At 72.1% G+C, this 18225-nt stretch carries 18 protein-coding genes; 3 read left to right on the forward strand and 15 right to left on the reverse strand.

Annotation, left to right across the window (positions count from 1 at the left end; translation table 11 throughout):
• Positions 1 to 8 precede the first annotated feature (8 nt).
• The 13 genes from ACIQRW_RS31960 to ACIQRW_RS32020 all read right to left on the reverse strand — a co-directional run bounded on the left by ACIQRW_RS31960 (position 9) and on the right by ACIQRW_RS32020 (position 12655).
• Complete coding sequence (locus ACIQRW_RS31960; protein ID WP_403766976.1) at positions 9 to 3491, reverse strand: amino acid adenylation domain-containing protein; 3483 nt, start codon at positions 3489 to 3491, stop codon at positions 9 to 11.
• Positions 3488 to 4207: a 2-hydroxychromene-2-carboxylate isomerase gene (locus tag ACIQRW_RS31965; protein ID WP_403766979.1), complete on the reverse strand. Its 720-nt coding sequence runs from the start codon at positions 4205 to 4207 to the stop codon at positions 3488 to 3490. The genes ACIQRW_RS31960 and ACIQRW_RS31965 overlap by 4 nt, the downstream gene beginning before the upstream one ends.
• Positions 4204 to 4947 (reverse strand): 3-oxoacyl-ACP reductase FabG, encoded by a 744-nt coding sequence (gene fabG / locus ACIQRW_RS31970; protein ID WP_403766982.1) that lies wholly within the window; start codon positions 4945 to 4947, stop codon positions 4204 to 4206. The genes ACIQRW_RS31965 and fabG overlap by 4 nt, the downstream gene beginning before the upstream one ends.
• Positions 4944 to 5465 carry a 3-hydroxyacyl-ACP dehydratase FabZ family protein gene (locus tag ACIQRW_RS31975; RefSeq protein WP_403766985.1) on the reverse strand — a complete coding sequence of 174 codons (522 nt, stop codon included), beginning with the start codon at positions 5463 to 5465 and terminating at the stop codon, positions 4944 to 4946. Before ACIQRW_RS31975 ends, fabG begins: the two co-directional genes overlap by 4 nt.
• Positions 5462 to 5866 (reverse strand): 3-hydroxyacyl-ACP dehydratase FabZ family protein, encoded by a 405-nt coding sequence (locus ACIQRW_RS31980; RefSeq protein ID WP_403766988.1) that lies wholly within the window; start codon positions 5864 to 5866, stop codon positions 5462 to 5464. Before ACIQRW_RS31980 ends, ACIQRW_RS31975 begins: the two co-directional genes overlap by 4 nt.
• Positions 5863 to 6960: a beta-ketoacyl synthase N-terminal-like domain-containing protein gene (locus ACIQRW_RS31985; RefSeq protein ID WP_403766991.1), complete on the reverse strand. Its 1098-nt coding sequence runs from the start codon at positions 6958 to 6960 to the stop codon at positions 5863 to 5865. The genes ACIQRW_RS31980 and ACIQRW_RS31985 overlap by 4 nt, the downstream gene beginning before the upstream one ends.
• Positions 6957 to 7964: a hypothetical protein gene (locus ACIQRW_RS31990; protein ID WP_403766994.1), complete on the reverse strand. Its 1008-nt coding sequence runs from the start codon at positions 7962 to 7964 to the stop codon at positions 6957 to 6959. Before ACIQRW_RS31990 ends, ACIQRW_RS31985 begins: the two co-directional genes overlap by 4 nt.
• A gap of 53 nt (positions 7965 to 8017) precedes the next feature.
• On the reverse strand, positions 8018 to 8767 hold the full coding sequence (locus ACIQRW_RS31995) for an alpha/beta fold hydrolase (RefSeq protein WP_403766997.1): 750 nt from the start codon (positions 8765 to 8767) through the stop codon (positions 8018 to 8020).
• Complete coding sequence (locus ACIQRW_RS32000) at positions 8764 to 9651, reverse strand: beta-ketoacyl synthase N-terminal-like domain-containing protein (protein WP_403767000.1); 888 nt, start codon at positions 9649 to 9651, stop codon at positions 8764 to 8766. Before ACIQRW_RS32000 ends, ACIQRW_RS31995 begins: the two co-directional genes overlap by 4 nt.
• Positions 9648 to 10775, reverse strand: a complete 1128-nt coding sequence (locus ACIQRW_RS32005; protein ID WP_403767003.1) for a beta-ketoacyl-[acyl-carrier-protein] synthase family protein — start codon at positions 10773 to 10775, stop codon at positions 9648 to 9650. The genes ACIQRW_RS32000 and ACIQRW_RS32005 overlap by 4 nt, the downstream gene beginning before the upstream one ends.
• Positions 10772 to 12028: a beta-ketoacyl-[acyl-carrier-protein] synthase family protein gene (locus ACIQRW_RS32010; protein WP_403767005.1), complete on the reverse strand. Its 1257-nt coding sequence runs from the start codon at positions 12026 to 12028 to the stop codon at positions 10772 to 10774. Before ACIQRW_RS32010 ends, ACIQRW_RS32005 begins: the two co-directional genes overlap by 4 nt.
• Positions 12029 to 12078: 50 nt before the next feature.
• Positions 12079 to 12330, reverse strand: coding sequence for an acyl carrier protein (locus ACIQRW_RS32015; RefSeq protein WP_403767008.1), 252 nt, complete (start codon positions 12328 to 12330; stop codon positions 12079 to 12081).
• A gap of 106 nt (positions 12331 to 12436) precedes the next feature.
• Positions 12437 to 12655, reverse strand: a complete 219-nt coding sequence (locus ACIQRW_RS32020) for an MbtH family protein (protein WP_403767011.1) — start codon at positions 12653 to 12655, stop codon at positions 12437 to 12439.
• 358 nt (positions 12656 to 13013) lie between these two features.
• Here ACIQRW_RS32020 and ACIQRW_RS32025 point away from each other — a divergent pair, with 358 nt between their 5' ends.
• Positions 13014 to 13781, forward strand: a complete 768-nt coding sequence (locus tag ACIQRW_RS32025; RefSeq protein WP_403767014.1) for a thioesterase II family protein — start codon at positions 13014 to 13016, stop codon at positions 13779 to 13781.
• 39 nt (positions 13782 to 13820) lie between these two features.
• On the opposite strand, the gene ACIQRW_RS32030 is transcribed toward ACIQRW_RS32025, so the two are convergent.
• Positions 13821 to 14357 carry a hypothetical protein gene (locus ACIQRW_RS32030; RefSeq protein WP_403767016.1) on the reverse strand — a complete coding sequence of 179 codons (537 nt, stop codon included), beginning with the start codon at positions 14355 to 14357 and terminating at the stop codon, positions 13821 to 13823.
• Positions 14358 to 14562: 205 nt separating this feature from the next.
• Here ACIQRW_RS32030 and ACIQRW_RS32035 point away from each other — a divergent pair, with 205 nt between their 5' ends.
• A complete protein-coding gene (locus tag ACIQRW_RS32035) occupies positions 14563 to 15804 on the forward strand; it encodes a sensor histidine kinase (protein WP_403767019.1) in 1242 nt (413 codons plus the stop codon).
• A gap of 181 nt (positions 15805 to 15985) precedes the next feature.
• Here the strand turns inward: ACIQRW_RS32035 and ACIQRW_RS32040 are convergent, their stop codons facing one another.
• Entirely contained in the window at positions 15986 to 17230 is a 1245-nt protein-coding gene (locus ACIQRW_RS32040) for a PA14 domain-containing protein (RefSeq protein ID WP_403767022.1), read from the reverse strand.
• Between the two features lie 287 nt (positions 17231 to 17517).
• Here ACIQRW_RS32040 and ACIQRW_RS32045 point away from each other — a divergent pair, with 287 nt between their 5' ends.
• The gene (locus tag ACIQRW_RS32045; protein ID WP_403767025.1) at positions 17518 to 18168 is read left to right on the forward strand and encodes a response regulator; all 651 of its coding nucleotides are present in this window, start codon (positions 17518 to 17520) and stop codon (positions 18166 to 18168) included.
• The last annotated feature ends 57 nt before the right edge of the window (positions 18169 to 18225 follow it).

The following is an 18225-nucleotide window of genomic DNA, read 5'->3' on the forward strand; positions in this document are numbered from 1 at the left end:
GAGGCCGGTCAGTGGGGGGCCGGCACGGTGACCGGGTCGCCGAGGACGACCGCGATCCGCCGGTCCCCCTCGTAGGGCTCCCTGCCGTGCGCCATCCGGAGGTTGTCCACGACGAGGAGGTCGCCCGCCCGCCACGGCTCGCGGAGCGTGTGCTTCTCGTACACCGCGTTGATCGCGAGCACGGTCTCCTCGTCGAGGCTCGCGCCGTTGCCGTAAAGGCTGTTGAAAGGCAGTCCGGCGTCGCCGAACTCGAACTTGAGGTACTCGCGGACGATCGGGTCGAGGGTCCACTCGTTGAGGAAGGCGATCTGGTTGAACCAGCCGCGCCGACCGGTCACCGGGTGGGTGAGCACGGCGGCGGCGTACTGCCGGGTGAGCAGGTCGCCGTTGGACTGCGGGCGGCACTCGATGCCCCGCTCCGCGCAGTAGGCCTCGATGGCCGCGCGGTCGGTCGTGCCGAAGGCGTCCTCCAGGCCGACGCCCACCGTGTCGGTGTAGTTGCGGTCGACGAGCCACCCCTCGGCCTCGAAGCGCGCCACCAGCTCGGCGGGGAGCGCCTCCAGGACGTCGGAGGAGTCGGAGACACCGGTGGCGCCGCCCGATTCGGGTGCGGTGAGGCAGGCGAAGAGCAGGGTGCCGGGCACCTCACGGGCGTAACTCAGCTCGTGGTGCATGCACATGGGCTGGTCGACGGGCCACTCGGAGGAGGTGTACACGCCGTCCGTGAGCCGCTGCCTCGGGGCGAAGCCCTCACGTTCGGTCATCACCTGGTGCAGGAGTCCGCGGCCGACCCGGCCGACGGTTTCCGCGTCCCGCAGGCCGAGGCCCCGCACCAGCAGCGCACCGTGCTCCGCCACCGTGGCCCGTACCCGGACGGCGTTCTCCGCCGCCCAGGCCGCCGGGTCCTCGGGGGCGGGGCCGTCCAGGGTGAGCACGGCGGGCCGGCCCTCGGTCCTGACCACGTCGAACGGGGCTGCTTCCAGGGAGGTACGGGGCGCGGCGGCGGGTCCGGCGGACGCGCCGTTCGCGGCGGGCGTCTCCCGGCCACCGTCCGCGGGCGCGTCCTCGGTGCCGGCCTCCGGGTCGTCGAGGAACGCGGCGAGGGCGTCGAGCCTCGGGCGCCGCGCCATGTCGTGCAGGGTGAAGGCCCGCTCCATCCGGACGATGAGCCGTACGGCGGAGAGGGACGTGCCGCCCAGCAGAAAGAAGTCGGCGGTGCGGCCGATCCGTTCCAGGGGCAGTTTCAGCACGGCGGCCCATGCCTCGGCGAGCCGCAGTTCGGTGCCGGGGCGGGGTGCCTCGTACGCGTCGGCGTGTCCCTGCTCGGCGACCAGGGCGAGTTCGGCGGCGAGGATGCGCAGGGCGCGCCTGTCCGTCTTGCCGTTCGGGGTGAGCGGCAGCGCGTCGAGGGGCTCCAGCCGGTCCGGCACCATGTACGCGGGCAGCGCCTGCTCCAGCCGCTCGCGCAGGGCGTCGGACGGCTCGGCCGAACCGGCCTGGAAGCCGACCAGATGGCGGCCCCGGTCGGGCGACTCCACGACGACGACCGCACCGTCGCGGACTCCGGGCAGCCGCAGCAGCTGGTTCTCGATCTCCCCGATCTCGATGCGGAAGCCACGGATCTTGATCTGTGCGTCGCGCCGGCCGAGGAATTCCACGGAGCCGCCCGGCAGCCGGCGGCCGAAGTCGCCCGAGCGGTAGAGCCGCTGTCCGGGCCGGTGCGGATCCTCGCCGAAGGCCTCCGCGCTGCGCTCGGGGTCGTTGACGTACCCGCGTCCCACGCAGACGCCGGAGAGGACGATCTCGCCCGGCGCGCCGAGCGGTACCGGCCGCAGGTCCTCGTCGACGACGTACACGGCGACGTTGCCGACCGCGCGCCCGAGCGGGACCGAGTCCCCTACCGGCACGGAGGTCATGACCTCGTGGTTGGTGTCGTCCGACGTCTCCGTGAGGCCGTAGGCGTTCATCAGGGCGATGTGCGGGAAGCGCGCGAACCACCGGACGGCGAGTTCCTTCTTGAGCGCCTCACCGGTGACCGAGACGCAGCGCAGGGAGGGCAGCGCGCGGGGGCGTTCCTCCAGCCGGCTGAGCACCACCTCCAGATAGGAGGGGACGGCCTGGAGCACGGAGACCTCGCCCCGCTCGATCGTGTCGAGGTAGCGGTCGACGTCGAGGACGGCCTCCTGTTCGACGATCAGCGTGCGTCCGCCCACGACCAGGGCGGCGACCAGCTGCCACAGGGAGATGTCGAAGGACTGCGGCGCGGTCTGGGCGACCACGTGGCCCGCGCCGATCCCCTGGTCGTCGATCTTGGCGTACAGATGGTTGAGGAACCCGGCGTGCTCGCACATCGCTCCCTTGGGCTCGCCGGTGGAGCCCGAGGTGAAGTACAGGTAGGCGAGTCGGCCGGGGCCGACGCGCACGCCCGGGTCGCGGCCGGGGCGGTCCTCGGCCAGGGCGGCGCCGACGTCGAGGAGTTCGACGCCGGACGGCGCGGCCCGCCGCGCGTGGTCCGGGCCGCCGTGCTCGGTCAGGACCAGCCGGCAGCCGCTGCGGACCAGGGTGCGGGACATCCGGTCGACGGGGGCGTGCGGCTCGATCGGCAGATAGGCGGCGCCGGCCTTGAAGACGCCGATGACCGCGGCGAGCCAGTCCAGGTTGCGCTCGGTGACGACGGCCACGACGGCCTCGTCCCCCAGGTCCCGGGCCAGGAGCGCGTGCGCGATCCGGTTGGCCCGGGTGTTGAGCTCCTCGTACGTCCAGGTGTCCTCGCCGTGCACGGCCGCGATGTCCAGGGGCCGCAGCGCGACCTGGTCCTCGAACAGTTCATGGAACCGCTTGTCGGGCAACTCCCTTACGGGGCCCGAGAGCTCGACCAGCTGGTGGTGGAGTTCGGCGGCGGAGAGCAGGCTCTTGCCGCGGGCCGGCGCGTCCGGCTCCGCCACGAGCTGCCCGACGGCCGCGAGGTAGTACCCGGCGATCCGGCCGGCCGCTTCGGCGTCCAGCACGTCGGTACGGTGGCGGATCAGCAGCGCGAGACCGTCGGGGCCACGGCGCAGCGCGGCCGTGAGCACGGTGTCCGCGAGCGGCTCGGCCGGCTCCCCCTCCGTCCGCCCCAGGTCCAGTACGGTCTCGAACGCCGCCTCGACGGGGGTGGCGGCGGCCTGTCCGGCTGCGGCGGTCAGCTCGCGCCAGGTCTCGCCCCGGAGCGAGAGGCCCACCGGCCGGAGCGCGTCGGCCCGTCCGGGCGCACGGTAGCCGCTCACCACCGAGGACTCGCCGCCGACGGCGGTGAGGACGGCGGTGTGGGCGGCGAGCAGGAGTGCCTCCCAGCCGACGCCCGAGCGGCGGGCGAGCAGCCGGACCCGGGCGGCGAGCCGGAGCGGGACCGGGCGGATCAGATCCTCGTGCGTGGTCCGCGCCTGCTGCCCGGGCGACGGCGGTGGCACCCAGCGCGGGACGATCCGCTGGGGTGCTCCGGTCGCGTTCATCGCTCTCTCCTGTCGGACGGGTCGCCCTGGTCCGGAACCACCGCGGTGAACGGGGGCGCGTCGAACGGCGCGTCGCTGAGGCCGTCCCACTCCTCGCCACGCACGGCGGACACGAACGCCCCGACCCGCTCGGCGCCCCAGAACGCCTCACGGCCGTGCATGAAGAACGGCACCCCGAAGGCGTCGTCGTGGTACGCGGCGATCAGGCACTCCACGCCTCTGATCCGCAGGTCGGGGTCGTCGACCGCGTCGGCGATCGACGGGTCGAGGCCCAGCTCGCCCGCGATGCCGACGATGGTCGAGCGCTCCGCGAGGTCCAGGCCCTGGTTCCAGCGCGCCCGGTAGGCCAGGTCGACGAACTGACGGCCCAGGCCGCGCTCCTCGGCCGCGAGGTAGGCGAGGTGCGACACCTCCCAGTGCGGGGCGCGGTCCACCGGCCAGGTCACCTGCCAGCCACGCGCGTGCGCCCAGCGGCGCGCGTCACGCAGGATGTAGAAGTTCTTCGAGCGGTGCATGGGCATCACCGGCAGGGTGACCCCGGCCTGGGAGAGCAGGTGGGTGGACTCCTCGTCCGGTTCCCAGTAGGGAATCCACTCGATCCGGTCGAGCACGTCCGGGTGCTTCTCGCTGAGGTCGCGGTAGGCGAACCACGAGTACGGGCTGCGCAGCGAGAAGTACCATCTGGGGTTCTTCTTCCTGCGGTTGGCGCTGCTCACAGGGCGATCCCCCCGTCTATCTGGAACACGGATCCCGTGATGTAGCTCGCGCGGTCGGAGGCCAGGAAGACGACCAGCTCGGCGACTTCGTCGGCGGTGCCCATCCGGCCGAGCGCGACGCCCGCGAGGGCCTCGTCGCGGATCTTCTCGGAGACGGCGGCGACCATGTCGGTGTCGACGAAGCCGGGCGCCACCGCGTTGACGCGGATGCCGTAGCGGCCGACCTCCTTGGCCAGGGACCTCGACAGGCCGATGATCCCGGCCTTGGACGCGGCGTAGTTCGTCTGGGTGGCGTTGCCGTAGACGCCCGCCACCGACGAGATGGTGACGATGCTGCCGCGCCGGCGTTTCATCATCCCGAAGGCGACCGAGCGGCAGATGTGGAAGACGCCGTCGAGGTTGGTGGAGAGGACGGAGCTCCACTCGTCGTCGGACATCATCACCAGCGCCTTGTCGCGGGTGATGCCGGCCGAGGGGATGGCGGCCTCGATGGGGCCGAGGTCCGTCTCGGTCGCGGCGACCCAGTCGCGTACGGCGGCGGCGTCGCTGACGTCGACCCGGCGGTGGAGCACCCGGGCGCCCAGCACCTCGGCCTCCTTCGCCAGGACCTCCGCCGTCTCCGTCTGCGAGCGGTAGCAGAAACTGATGTCGTAGCCGTCCGCCGCGAGCTTCAGCACGGCGGCACGGCCGATTCCGCGGGAACCCCCGCTGATCAGGGCTACGGGCCTGGTGTCGGTCATCGGACGGCCTTTCCTGGGGACGACGGGGTGGTGGGCCGCGTTTCGGCGGGGTCGGCGGGGCGAAGCAGTTCCGCGGCGCGGAAGGCCATCACCATCCGCGTCACGGTCATCACGGTGTCGTCCCCCCGGTGGCTGCTGCCCTCGAAGATCACCGAGTCGGTGAGGGTCCGGGTGATGCTCACCCGGTGCTCGATCACGTCGCCCGGGAGGACGGGCAGGAGGAACGCGGCGTCCGCGACGGAGCCGAACAGCATCACCTGGCCCTGCGGCGCTTCGGCGACCGCAGAGGCGAGGAGTCCGGCGGACTGGCCCCAGGACTCGATGAGCAGGGACGGCGGGTAGTCGAACGGGGCGTCGGCCGATATCCCGGCGTACCAGGGCTCGTTGAGCGTGATCGCCTTGACGGTACGGATCCGCTCGCCGGGCACGAGTTCGGTCACCCGGTCCACGAGCAGCATCGGGTAGCGGTGCGGCAGCAGGTCGGTGACCCGGGGCAGGGCGGGTGCGGGCGCGGTCATCGCTCACCTCCGGCGGTCGTGTAGCGCAGCCGCACGGTGGCGGCCTTGCCCCGCTGGGTGACGGCCACGGCGTCGCAGCGCAGGCCGGCCTCCGTGGGGCGCCACGTGAGGGTCAGGTGGAGGGTGTCTCCCGGGTAGACGGCCCCGGCGAACCGCGCCGACTCGACGGCGGCGAGGTCGGAGGGGGCCGGGGCGGTTTCCCCGTCGGTCGCCGCCCGCTGCACGCACTCCAGCACGCAGACCCCGGGGAAGATCGGGAAGTCCGGGTAGTGGCCGGCGAAGACCGGTTCGCTCTCCCGGACCTCGGCCCGCGCGACGGCGGTCAGACCGTCCTCGGTCCGGGTCTCCACCCGCACCTCGGCGGCGACCGGGCTCACGCGGACCCGCGGGGCGGCGGTCATCGTGCGTCCCGGAGCTTCAGCACGGCGCAGGCGAGGGAGCCGTCGCGGTCGGCGGACGTCACCAGGGCGATGCTCCCGCCCGTACGGGGCGCGGCGGCGAGGACGGTGGCGATCTGGAACGAACCGGAGGCGGCGGAGACGTCACCGAGTCGGCCGACAGCCGGAATCCGCCGCACCGCCGTGTCCCCGCAGATCTCGCCGAGGACCTCACGCTCCACGTGGCCGAGGAGCCCCGGCGCCTCCGACGGGCTCGCGGCCCACACCTCGGATGCCTCCACCCCGGCGGCCTCCAGGGCGGAGCGCACGCAGGCCTCCAGGGCCGGGCGCACCAGATGGCCGGTGGCCACCCGTGTGCGCACGGCGAGCACTTCGGCGAGGGCGGGGCGGTCGGGTGTGACGGTGGAGGCCGGCTGGATCAGGAGGACGGCCGCGCCCTCGCCGAGCGCGACGCTGGGCGCCTCGGGTCCCCGGCTGTGCCTCTCCAGCCAGTAGCGGGCGGCCGAGTACTCCTCGGCGGCGGCGCAGAGCACCGTGTCCGCGCGGCCCGAAGCCAGCAGCCGGGTGGCGTAGTTGAGCGCCAGCAGTCCGGCCGCACGGCCGCCCGCGAGCGTGGTGTTGGGGCCCTTGATGCCGTACCAGATGGCGCACTGCCCGGCCGCGCAGTTCATCACGGCATTGGGCATGACCGCCGGGTCCACGTCGTAGGGCCGGTCGCCCACGAGCGAGCTGCGGGTGAAGTCCATCATGCTGGCCGCGCTGCCGGTGGTGGTGGCCAGCACGAGAGCGGCGCGTTCCCCGGTCTCCGACTCCTTCACCGAACCGGGCTGGTCCAGGAGGGAGCCGACGGCGGCGACGGCCAGTCCGGTGACCCGGTCCATGGAGCGGGTGCCCTTCTTGCCCAGCACCTCCCGGGTCTCGAAGCCGGGTACCAGGTGGGCCCGGGAGGTGGGCACCTTCCAGCGGGCGGTGTCCACCGGGGCCACCGTGGAGCGCTGTTCGCGCAGTCCCTCGGCGAAGGCATCGGCCCCGAGGCCGAACGGGGAGACCGCGGACCAGCCGGTGATCACCGGGCGGTCGGTCACCGGGGTGCTCATGACGCCGCCTTGCGGGGGGTGGTGAGGGCCTCGACCGTGGACTGGTCGAACTCGGCCATCTCCCACTGGTTGGGGGCCGTCTCGTGCAGGTAGCCGTGGGTGATGGAGCCGGTGGCGGTCTTCACCAGATGGCCGTCGCGCAGCACGTAGCAGTCCATGCGGCAGGTGTAGAGCAGGGTCTTGAAGACGTTCTCGACCGTGTAGACGGTGTAGAGCTCCTCCTCCATCACGGTCTCGTCGAGCAGCTCGATGCGGGACTGGGTCACGACGGGGATCCAGCCCCGGGTGTCGAGGACCTCCTTGATGGCCAGGCCGCGGTCGGCGAGGAAGAGGTCCTCGACCTCCTCCATCACCCGCAGGAATCCGGACATCTGGACGCGCTCGTTGAAGTGGCAGTAGAAGTAGCCCATGCGCCAGCGCCAGCCGAACGCGTTGGTCTCCCCGATGACTTCGTTCAGCACCGGGTCGGTGCTGGTGCCGCGGCCCGCGGTGAACTCGCCGTACGGTCGCGGGGTCGCCGCGATCTCCAGGCGCTCGCCGTCGCCCAGGCGGGCGGTGGTGAACCGCTCCAGGCCGGTCGGCCAGGGCTCCTCGGCGGTGATGTGGTCGTCGATCCGCAGGGCGACCAGGATCGTCGAGCCCGCGCACTTGACCCGCTTGCCGTCGCGCTCGACGAACTGCTCGACCTTGAAGCGGAGCCGGTCCGCACCGTCCTTGGTCACCGGGGTGACCACGGCCTCGACCTCGTCGTCGACGGCGAGCAGGGCGCCGAGGCGGGAGTGGATGTCGACCACGTCGAACCCGAGGCCGAACCGCCGGTACAGGTCCCCTACGGGCAGTCCCGCCTCTCTGAAGTGGTTGAGCACCGCTGCCTCGGCAACGTAGTTGATGTGCTTGAAGCCGATGGCGAAGCTGATGTTGTTTCCCTCGAAGAGGGGGCGCAGGCGCCCCGTCGTCGGGGTCTCCAGCAGCGCCGTGACAGCGGGATGGGGCGTCGGGCCCATCACGGACTCCTTCGGGTCGGGGCGGATCGGGGTGGGATGAACGCGGGCCGGGATCAGGTGACGGCCAACGGTTGTTCCGGGGTCCGGTCGAGGAAGGCGTGCACGGTGCTCGTGAACCAGGCGGGTCGTTCGAGCATCGGGAAGTGACCGCAGCCGGGGACGGTCAGCGACCGGCCGGCCGGCAGCCGGGCCGCCAGCCGGCGCGCCTGCTCGGGGGGCGCGGACAGGTCGTCCCCGCCGCCGATGACCAGGGCCGGGGTCTCGATCAGGTCCACGCGGAACAGCGGCGTGCGCAGATAGGCGTCGAAGAACCGGAGCCAGCCGTAGGGGCCGATCCACTCGGTCATCCGCCGGGCCATGTCCGCGAGCAGCTCCGGGTCGACGGCGCGGCCGGGCGTCCGCAGCCTGATCGACTCGGCCATGGTGCGCGGGAAGTCGGCCAGGGTCGGGGCGATCATGTCCCAGTGGAAGTCGTCCGCGTCGCTCCGGTAGAACGGGTTGACGAGGACCACGGCCGGCAGGTTCAGCGGGTCGCCGGCCTCCGCCCGGCGGCCGAGCAGGTCGAGCAGGACCACCGAGCTGAACGAGTGCGCCACCACCACGTCCGGGCCGCCGGGCACGGCGTCCAGGACCTCCCCGAGCCGGGCCGCCGAGTCGGTCTCGTGCCGCCAGCCGGCGATGCCGCCGCTGTGCCAGGGCAGCCGAGGGGCGTGAACCTCCACGTCCGCCGGCCAGTGCCCCTTCAGGCCGGACCAGATGGCCTCGTTGTTGGCGAGCCCGTGGAGCAGTACGACGTTCCTCATGGGGTGCGCTCCGGGGGCAGCAGGACGGCCCCGGCCGCGCCGGCCACGGCGTACGCCGGACCGTCGTGCCCCTGGGCGAACCAGCCCGCGGCGGCGGCGCACTGCACCACGCCGAGGGCGCCCGAGAGCTCTCCCCAGCCGGTGAGCCCGATCCGTCGTGCGGAGGAGGGCGCCAGGTCCTCGTCGGTGCAGAGCCAGAGGTCGCCACCGGGCGCCCGGAGGGCCAGCCGGGCGGCGGTCCCCGCCGCCTCCGCCGTCCGGAACACCGGGCCCAGCAGCGCCTTGGCGCGCGTCGTGTCGCGGCTGAGGACCACGGCCGCGCCGCCGTCGGCGACCGGCCCGTCGACGAGCCTGCGGGTCACCTCGTTGTCCGGTTCGACTCCGGTCACCAGGACGTGGTCGGCGCGTCCGGTGCGCAGCATCAGGGCGGCCCAGCGCACCGCGTCCAGCCCCGAGCCCCGCCCGTTGCACACGGTCAGGTTGGGGCCGCGGAGGCCGAACCGGATCGCGGTCTCCGAGGCGATGATGTTGCTGGAGGCGTTCGGGGTGTCCATGGGGCTGAGGACCCCGGTGGACTCCTTGGCTATGGTCTCCACGGCCCGGCACACGGTGTCGGTGTTGCCGAGGTTGGAGCTGACCACGGTGGCCAGCCGCTCCCCGGCGGCGGCCGGTCCGCCGGCCACGAGCAGTCCGGCGTCGGTAAGCGCCGCATGGGCCAGGTGCAGGCCCAGTTGGGTGGCCCGGTCCTTGAACCGCAGCCCCTTCCGGCCGATCACGGCGGCGGGGTCGACCGGTTCGGCGCCGGGGCGGGCGGGGAGCAGCAGGGCGTCCGGGTCGGACGCGCCGGGCAGGGCGACGGCGACCCCGGTGACGGCGATCTTCATGCGACGCCTCCCACGACGGCGACGGCGTTGACCCCGCCGAAGCCGAAGCTGTTGACCTGGGCCAGCCGCACCGGCGAGACCAGGGGTTCGCCGGCCACCAGCCGCAGCCCCGCGCCCTCGGGCAGCGGGTCGGCCAGGCCGGCGACGTGCGGCACGGTCCCGCTGTCCAGGCAGCTCAGCGCCACGACCAGGCTGAGCAGCCCGGCCGATCCCGAGGTGTGCCCGGTCAGGGACTTGATGCCGGTGAGGGCCGGTCCGGGTGCGTCGAAGACCTCCGCGGTCACGGTGGCCTCCGTACGGTCGTTGAGCAGGGTGCCGGTGCCGTGCATCACCACCAGGTCGATCTCGGGCGGGGTCACACCGGCCTGTTCGTGGGCCTGCCGTACGGCCGCCTCGACGCCCGCCGCGTCCGGCGCGGTCTGGTGGTGGGCGTCGCAGTTGACGGCGACCGAGCGCAGCAGGCCGCGCACCGGGCGGCTCCCGGCGGAGCGGCTCAGGACGACGGCTGCCGCGCCCTCGCCGAGGATGGTGCCCCCGCGGTCCTTGTCGAAGGGGCGTACCGAGGACGGCGGATCGAACTGGACCCGGTCGGCCTGGCCGAACATGCTCTCGGTGACCACGTCGCAGCCGGCCACGACGACCGTCTCCGCCTCCCCCGCCTCCAACAGGTCCCAGGCGAGCGCCAGGGCGTAGAGGGAGGCGGAGCAGGCGCCCGCGAACGTGTGGGTGTCGACGGCGCCGAAGCGGCTGCGCAGCGCGTCCTCGAAGTGCAGCCCGTCGGCCTCGAACGGGACGCCGTCGCGCCACCACAGCTCCAGGGAGCGCAGTTCGCGCAGGCCCGTGCCGACGAGTACGGGGATCTCCGCGAGGTCTTCGCCCAGCCCCGCGTCCTCGACGGCCTGGCGGACCGCCTCGACGAGGAAGCGGGTGGCCCGGCCCGGTCCGTCGACGCCCTCGGTCTCCCGATCGTCGATCTCGAAGAGCTGCTGGGCGTTGAAGCGGGAACGGTCGAAGGCGCGGAGGGGGGCGAGTCCGCTGCGGCCCTCGCAGAGGCTCGCGAAGATCGCGTCCGGGTCGCCGCCGATGCTGCTGACGGCGCCGGCCCCGATGATCGGGTAGGTCATGGACGGCCGCCGTCCGCGTCGTACTTGCCCAGGATCACGATGGCGTTGTTGCCGCCGAACGCGAGGCCGTTGTTCTGGACGATCCGCAGATCGGCGTCGACGGCGTGGTTGGGCACGCAGTCGATATCGCACTCCGGGTCGGTCCGGTGGTGGTTGATCGTGGGCGGGATGAAGCCGTGCGTGATGGCGAGGCCGCAGGCGATCGCGCCGAGCGCGCTGGCCGCGCCCATGGTGTGGCCGAGCATCGACTTCAGGGAGATGGTGCGGGGGGTCGCGTCGCCGAAGACGCTGCGGATAGCGCCGGCCTCGGTGATGTCGTTCGCCTTGGTGCCGGTGCCGTGGGCCGAGATCAGGTCGACCTCGTCGGGCTTCACCCCGGCGTTCGCCAGGGCGATGCTCATGCACTGCGCGACGCTCTCCCCGTTGGGCGCGACCTGATGGTACGCGTCGCAGTTGAGGCCGTAGCCGAGCACCTCGGCGTAGATCGTGGCGCCGCGGGCCAGTGCGGAATCCAGGCTCTCCAGGACCAGGATCCCGGCGCCCTCGCCGGTGAGGATGCCCTTGCGGTCGGCGTCGAAGGGCTGGCAGTACTCGGGCGCGATGGTCCCGAGCCGGTAGAAGCCGGTGAACGTCTTGCGGCACATCGCGTCGGCGCCGCCGCACAGGGCGAACTCCACCTCGCCCGAGCTGACCGCGTCGAAGCCGTACCCGATGGCGTAGTTGCCCGCGGAACAGGCCGTGGCGATGGTGGGCGCCTCGACGTCGGTGAGCTCCAGTTCCTGCGCGATGGCTGTGGAGAGCCGGGCCGCCGAGACCCGCCGGACGACCTCTGCGTCCATGCTGTGAGGTCCTCCGGCGAGTTCGGCGGCCACCAGCTGATCCAGCTCGTAGGACTCGCCGTCCGTGGTGCCGACGGAGATGAGCCCCCGTCGGCCGGCGAGTTCCGCGAGGTCCAGATCAGCGTCCTGCACCGCCATCCGCGCCGCCGCGACGGCGAAGCGGCTGGCGCGCCCCAACTCCCGTACCGGAGTACGGGAAATCCACTGCTCGGGATCGAATCCGGTGACCTCGCAGCCGTTGACATGGGCGAAGCCCTCGACGTCGAACACCGAGATCGGGCTGACGCCGCTACGGCCCGCCCGCAGACTTTCGGTGAATTCCTCGGCCCCGATGCCGATACTGGAGATCACTCCGAAGCCGGTGAGAACCACCCGGCGTTTCCCGGTTGCGGCGCCGGGGCTTGTTGAGGACATGCTGATTCCCCTTCAGTCCTTCAGACGTGAGGTCGAGAGAGTGGGAGCGGTCAGCGGGCGGGCGCCTCGGCGACCACCTTGTAGACCGCCTCCAGGTTGATCATCTGGGCGAGCTCGGACTGGTCGATGGTGATGCCGAACTCCTTCTCCAAGGAGGCCAGGATCTCGATGGCCCGCAGGGAGTCGGCGCCGTGATCGTCGATGAAGAGGCTGGTCTCGCTCACGTCGCCCTCTTCGAGTTCCAGGATATCGCAGACGATTTCCTTGATCGCGGCACGACGGTCGCTGGTGATGGTCGGCATGATTTCTTTCCTCCGGGATGGTTCGGTCACCGCAAGGCCGGCACAGGAATGTGGACCGCGGAACTGCTGAGCAGGAAATGAGGCTCGTTCGGTACGGGCTGTGACGTCAGGCGGGCTGGGACGCCATGGCTTCGGCGAGACTGCGCGGACGCATGTCGGTCCAGTTCTCATTCACGTGGTCGAGGCACTCCTGACGGGCGGCCGCACCGTGCACGGTCGTCCATCCCCCCGGAATTGTGGCGAACACGGGCCAGATCGAATACTGCCCCTCGTCGTTCACGAGCACGTAGTACTCGGCATTGTCGTCCTCGAACGGATTGGCCATGGAGCTCTCCTCTTCCTGGCGCTGTCACCGAATTCGAGTCGACCCTAGGCTTCGGAGAATCGACCTAACAAGAGCTTCCGGCGACCACTTCGGCCACGCGTTCGAGACTTTGCATTGAGAAGAATTGAATATTGCGTTGCGCAGCTTTCGGCCACTCCTCCGCCGTGCCGGAAGCGCCGGGAAAACGAACGGTCGCGGCCTTCGGAAGCCGGCTCTCCGGCACCCCGGTCACTCTCCCGCCACCTTCCGTAGCCGAGCGTCACGCCGGAGGATCGAAGATTTGTTGGCCCCGGGACGGCGGACCGGCCGGGCGCCGGTACATTCCCGGTGACACCGACGGCCGTCGAGAGGACTCACCGTGCCCGGGCCACTGTTCCGGCCGCTGCCCCGGCCGCAGGCGGAGCGCACCCTGTTCTGTCTCAGCTTCTGCGGAGGCGGTACGGCGCCCTTCCGCGCGTGGGCCGACGCCCTGCCCGAGGACACCGAACTGGTCCTGTACTGCTATCCCGGGCGCGAGGGGTGCTACAGCGTCCCGTTCGCACGGACCTGGGAGCAACTGGTCGGCGGGGCACTGGCCGCACTCGCCGGGATCGCCGCCCGCCCCTACGTACTGGCGGGCCACAGCATGGGTGCGTGGGTCGCCTTCGATCTGGCGGTGCGCGCCGCGCGCGCCGGGATCGCCCCGCCGCGGGGGCTGGTCGTCTCGGCCGCGGGCCCCCCGGACCACCCGGGCGACCGGGACGAGCCGCCCCACACACGGAACACCGACGAGGAGTTGCTCGACTGGATGTTCACGGTCGGTCAGGTCGCCGACGCGGTACGGGACGAGCCGGAGCTGCGACGGATGGCGGTGGAGGTCCTCCGCGCGGACCTCCAGGCCGTCGAGGCCTACCGGTACCGGCCCGGGGAGCTGGTCGGCGTGCCGCTCCAGCTGCTCCGCGGCGAGGACGACGACGTGGACGAGGAGGACCTGGAGCGCTGGCGGCGTCTGACCACGGGCCCGTTCGAGGCGACTCTCCTGCCGGGCGGGCACTTCTACACGCCCGAGGTGTGGAGCCGGCTGCCCGGGCACATGAGCGTGCTCCACCCGGTGAAGCCGGGCGGAGCACCGAGCAGGTCGTCCTGACGCCTGCGCCGGAGGTCAGGCGGAGGTCACAGGCGGAGGTCAGGCGGAGGCCGCCTCACGCAGCACCCGGGCCCGGATCGCCCTGAGCATGGACGTACGGGTCAGCCTGCTGCCGAACCTGATGAGCAGCCAGTAGGGCAGGAACCGGCGCCGGGTACGTTCGTCCGTGACGAGGATCCGGGTCTCCGTGGTGAGCACGCCCGCCGTGTGCCGGACGTTCATCCCGACCTTGAGGATGCCCGGCTGATCGCAGCCGGTCACGATGTCCACGACGCTGCCGTCGGGCCGGGGGTGTCGCCCATTGCCCTGCACCGCGGCGAGCAGGAACTCCTCGTCCCCGGTGGGCAGTACCTCTCCCATGCCGCTCAGGAACCCGGAGACGATGAGCCCCCGGCCCGAGACGTCCGCCCCGGTGATCGCGACCAGGGTCCGGGCGGTCGGGGCCTCGGACCATGTCGTCGCGTGCGCGGCCTCCATGACCTCGGCGGCGGCGCCGGGGACCGGAACACGATGAATTTCCCTGAAATGCCATTCCGGCAGCAGCCGTTCCAGTTCGGGCTCGCCCTCACCAGACATATCGCCCCCCGAACGGACCGTCATCGACGTTGTTCCCACGGCATGCCCCAGGGATGATTCCGCCGCGGAATCGTCCCCGACTTCCCGGTGGCAACTAGCTGTCAACAGGGAGATCCGATCGCACGCTTCCCCGCCCCGTTCCCGCTTCCGGCTTCACCAAGCTGACAGAAAAGGGAGAATCCGACGGGTGCGTAGAATCGCGGGAATGGGGACGAACACGGGGAACCGCATCCAGAGCCGCCTCCACGAGCGTGCCGTCGGCCCGGTCTGCGCGGTCCTGGCGCTCTGCGTGGTACCGGCCGGTCTGCTGGCGGGCCCCTCCGCCGGCTGGCGCGCGGTCCTGCCCATGATGATCGCGGTGCTGGGCGCGCTCGCCGTGGCCTCACTGCACACCCGGGAGCGGGTCATCCCGGCGGCCGCCGTCGTGGTGGCCGTGAGCTCCTCCCTCGGCACCCTGTTCGGGGATCCGCCGGCCCCGGAGCAGGCGACCGGCGTGGCCACCCTGGTGGAGATCGGCGGGCTTCTCCTGCTCGTCTGCCTGGTCGCCCGGTACGCCGGGACCCGGCAGGCCTTCGCGCTCTGCACCGTGCTCGGGGTCCTGGCCTCGACGGCGCTCCTGCGCCTCCAGATCCCTCCGACCGCGCTGGAAGCCGCCGCCCAGAGCGCGTTCTTCGCGCTCGGCGCCATCGCCGCGGCCGCCACGGGCGGCGGTCTGCGTACCCTGGAAACCCGCCGGATCCGGGCGGTTCACGAGGCCCGCCGCAGCCAGCGCCTCCAACTGGCGGCCGATCTGCATGACTTCGTGGCCCACGACGTGTCGGGCATCGTCGTGCTGGCACAGGCGGCGCAGGTGATCGGCGCGGACCAGCCGGAGAAGGTTCTGCCGCTCCTCCAGCAGATCGAGGCCTCCGGCCACCAGGCCCTCGGCTCCATGGACCGCACCATCCACATGCTCAGATCCTCCGAAGGAACGACCCCGGCCGGCCGGGGCGCGACGGACGAGTCACAGCCGGTGGCCTACGGGCTGGAGGACATCGTGGACGTCGTGGACCGGTTCCGCGCGTCCGGCCGGACCGAAGTGCGCCTGGACATCGATCGGTCGTCCGAGCACGTCGGCCGGGTCCCCCGCGAAGTGGCGAGCACCGCCCACCGGGTGGTGGTGGAGGCGCTGACCAACGTACGGCGGCACGCCGGCACCACGCCGTGGGTGACCGTGTCCGTGACGCCCGGCCCCGAACGCCTGGAGCCGGCGCTCACCGTGTCCGTGACCAACGGCTCTCCCTCCATCAGCGCGGCGGGCGGCGGGCACTTCGGCGACCGGGGACGACACGGGGCCAGCGGCCTGGAAGGGCTCGCCGAACGTGTCCGGGCGCTCGGCGGGACCCTGGAGTTCGGCCTGCACGGGGAGCACGGCTGGCGGGTCACCGCGGTCCTGCCGGTGGGCTGAGAGCACTCCCCTTTTCGCGGGTTTCCACCATGCCACTTTCAGAGTTCTGATCGACCCTCCTGAATTCCCGTCGCCACCGCTACGTTACGCCTGCAGGCGACGCCCCGCGCAATCCCTTTCGGTCTTCCCTGAATACGCCCGGCGGCCGGTGGTGGGCTTCCGGTGACGAGGGAAGGGCATTTCATGGACACGATGATGATCGAAGTCTCCGACGTGACGTAGCCGTTCGGAGCCACACGAGCACTCGACGGCGTGAGCCTCGCGGTGCCCCGGGGAACGGTGCTGGGTCGCGTCCCGCGCCCGCCGCGATCCAGTCCATGACCAGCGGCGGCCGTACGGCCGCCAGCAGATCGCCGGACGTGTAGCCGAAGTCGGTGGTCTCGGCGCCGGGGTTGACGAACCGGCTCAACCCTCCTTTGCGATAGTGGAGTTGGGTGGCGCCCGCGCCGACGGGCGCGCTCCGCCCCGCCCGGGAGGCCCACAGCCCGACCTGCCGGCCGTTCGCCGGGCGTCGGTGCTCGACCTCGACGGCGTACGAGCGGCCGGACTCCAGCCTGACCGGGCGACCGTAGGCCGGGCGGTCGCCCGAAGCTTCGGCGCCCTTCCAGTCGTCGAGGAGCGGCTTGCCGTCGACCAGGATCCTGAGGCCCCCGTCGTAGGCGCCGCCGAGCCGGTACGTCCCGTCGGCGGGCACGGTGAGCCGGCCCGTCCACGCGACCCGGAACGCGGCGTCCGGCTCCGTGTCGGGCAGCACGCGCTCGCCGCCCCAGCGGAAGTCGACGCGGGCGTCGGCGCGTACGGCTCCGGGCTTCCCCTCCGCGCCGATCCCGGCAGCCGAGTCGCCCGCGTAGTACGAGCCGGTGAGGCCCGAAGACGCGGACAAAGCCTGGGAGTTGTACGTGAAGGGCGCGCCCAGGGGGCCGGCGCCGGTGGACGCCTGGGCCGTGTCGACAGAGGCGGTCGCGTTGCCGGTGGCCAGGTTCACCGTGACCGGGCCGAGTGCGTCCGTGGGGGCCGGGCCGCCCTCCGGCTGCGCCCCGAGCCGCTGGTTCACCGGGAATCCGCGGGCGGCGGCGTCCTCGCCGACCCGGCCGGAGGAGTCCTTGGTCCGCACGGTCCAGGTGTACCTGCCGCCGTCCTTCAGGACTCCTGCAGGAACCTGCCAGCGGGGCGAGGAGACCCAGCCCGAGGAGGTGATCTGACCGGTGCGGGGGGTGTCGCCGGTCGCCACCACGAACTCGTAACGGGCCCTCCCCGCACGGCGGTCGGCGACCAGCTCCGGCCGGACGCGGCTCAGCACCGCCCCGTCGGCCGGTCCCGTCGCCGCCGCCCGTGCGGCGCCCTTGACCGGGGCCGTCGTGCCGAACGTCCCGGCGGGCCAGGCCGGCCGCTCACCGGCGCCGGCCGGGGCGGGCAGCAGCGGCACGCGGGTCGCGTCACCCCTCGCCGTGGTCCCGGCCGAGGCCGGGAAACCCCGCCGAGCAGCGTGAACGACAGTGCCGTCGCCCCGGCCGCCGCGACCGCCCTGATTCTCCTGGTGTGAGCCATGCCCGGTCACCGCTCCAAAGAAAAGGGGGAAAGCACCGCCCAGCGGCGCTGAAGTTCCTACCGGCCCGATGCTTCCAGCGGCTCGATCCCGGCCGTGGTCCGCAGAAACAATTCGCATACGGTTCCGGTGGCTGCACGGGGCGAACTCGAACTACGGTACCGATCGTGACCATTCACATACTCCTCGCAGACGACCAGGAATCCGTACGCGTCGGATTCCGCCTCATCCTGGATTCCCAGCCCGACATGGAGGTGGTCGGCGAGGCGTCCGACGGTCTCCAGGCCGTCGAACTCGCCGCGAGACTGAACCCGGACGTCGTGCTCGCCGACATCCGCATGCCGCGCCTGGACGGCCTGGAGGTCACGCGGCGGCTCGCCGGGCCCGATGCCGAGAACCCGATGCGGGTGGTGGTGGTAACGACCTTCGGACTCGACGAGTACGTCCACACCGCGCTGCGCAACGGTGCCTGCGGCTTCCTGCTGAAGCGCTCGGGGCCGACGCTGCTGGTGGAGGCGGTGCGCGCCGCGATGGCGGGCGACACGCTGATCAGCCCCTCGCTCACCGTCAGCCTGCTGCAGCACCACCGGGACGCCGGCCGGCCGAAGACAGCCCAGCCGCTGGACGCGCTGACGAGCCGGGAGACGGAGATCGCCCGGCTGGTCGCCAAGGGGATGACCAACGCGGAGATCGGGGCCGAGCTCTTCATCTCGGCCGGTACGGCCAAGACGCATGTCGCCAACGTCCAGCGCAAGCTGGACGTCCGCAATCGGGTCGGCATCGCCGCCTGGATCTGGGGCAACGGCCTCGGGGAGTAAGGGCTTTCGTCCGGTGCCCGACAACGCCGCCGCAGGTGCGCTCACAGGCCCTGGCCT

Source organism: Streptomyces sp. NPDC091287 (assembly GCF_044768525.1).
Lineage (GTDB): Bacteria > Actinomycetota > Actinomycetes > Streptomycetales > Streptomycetaceae > Streptomyces.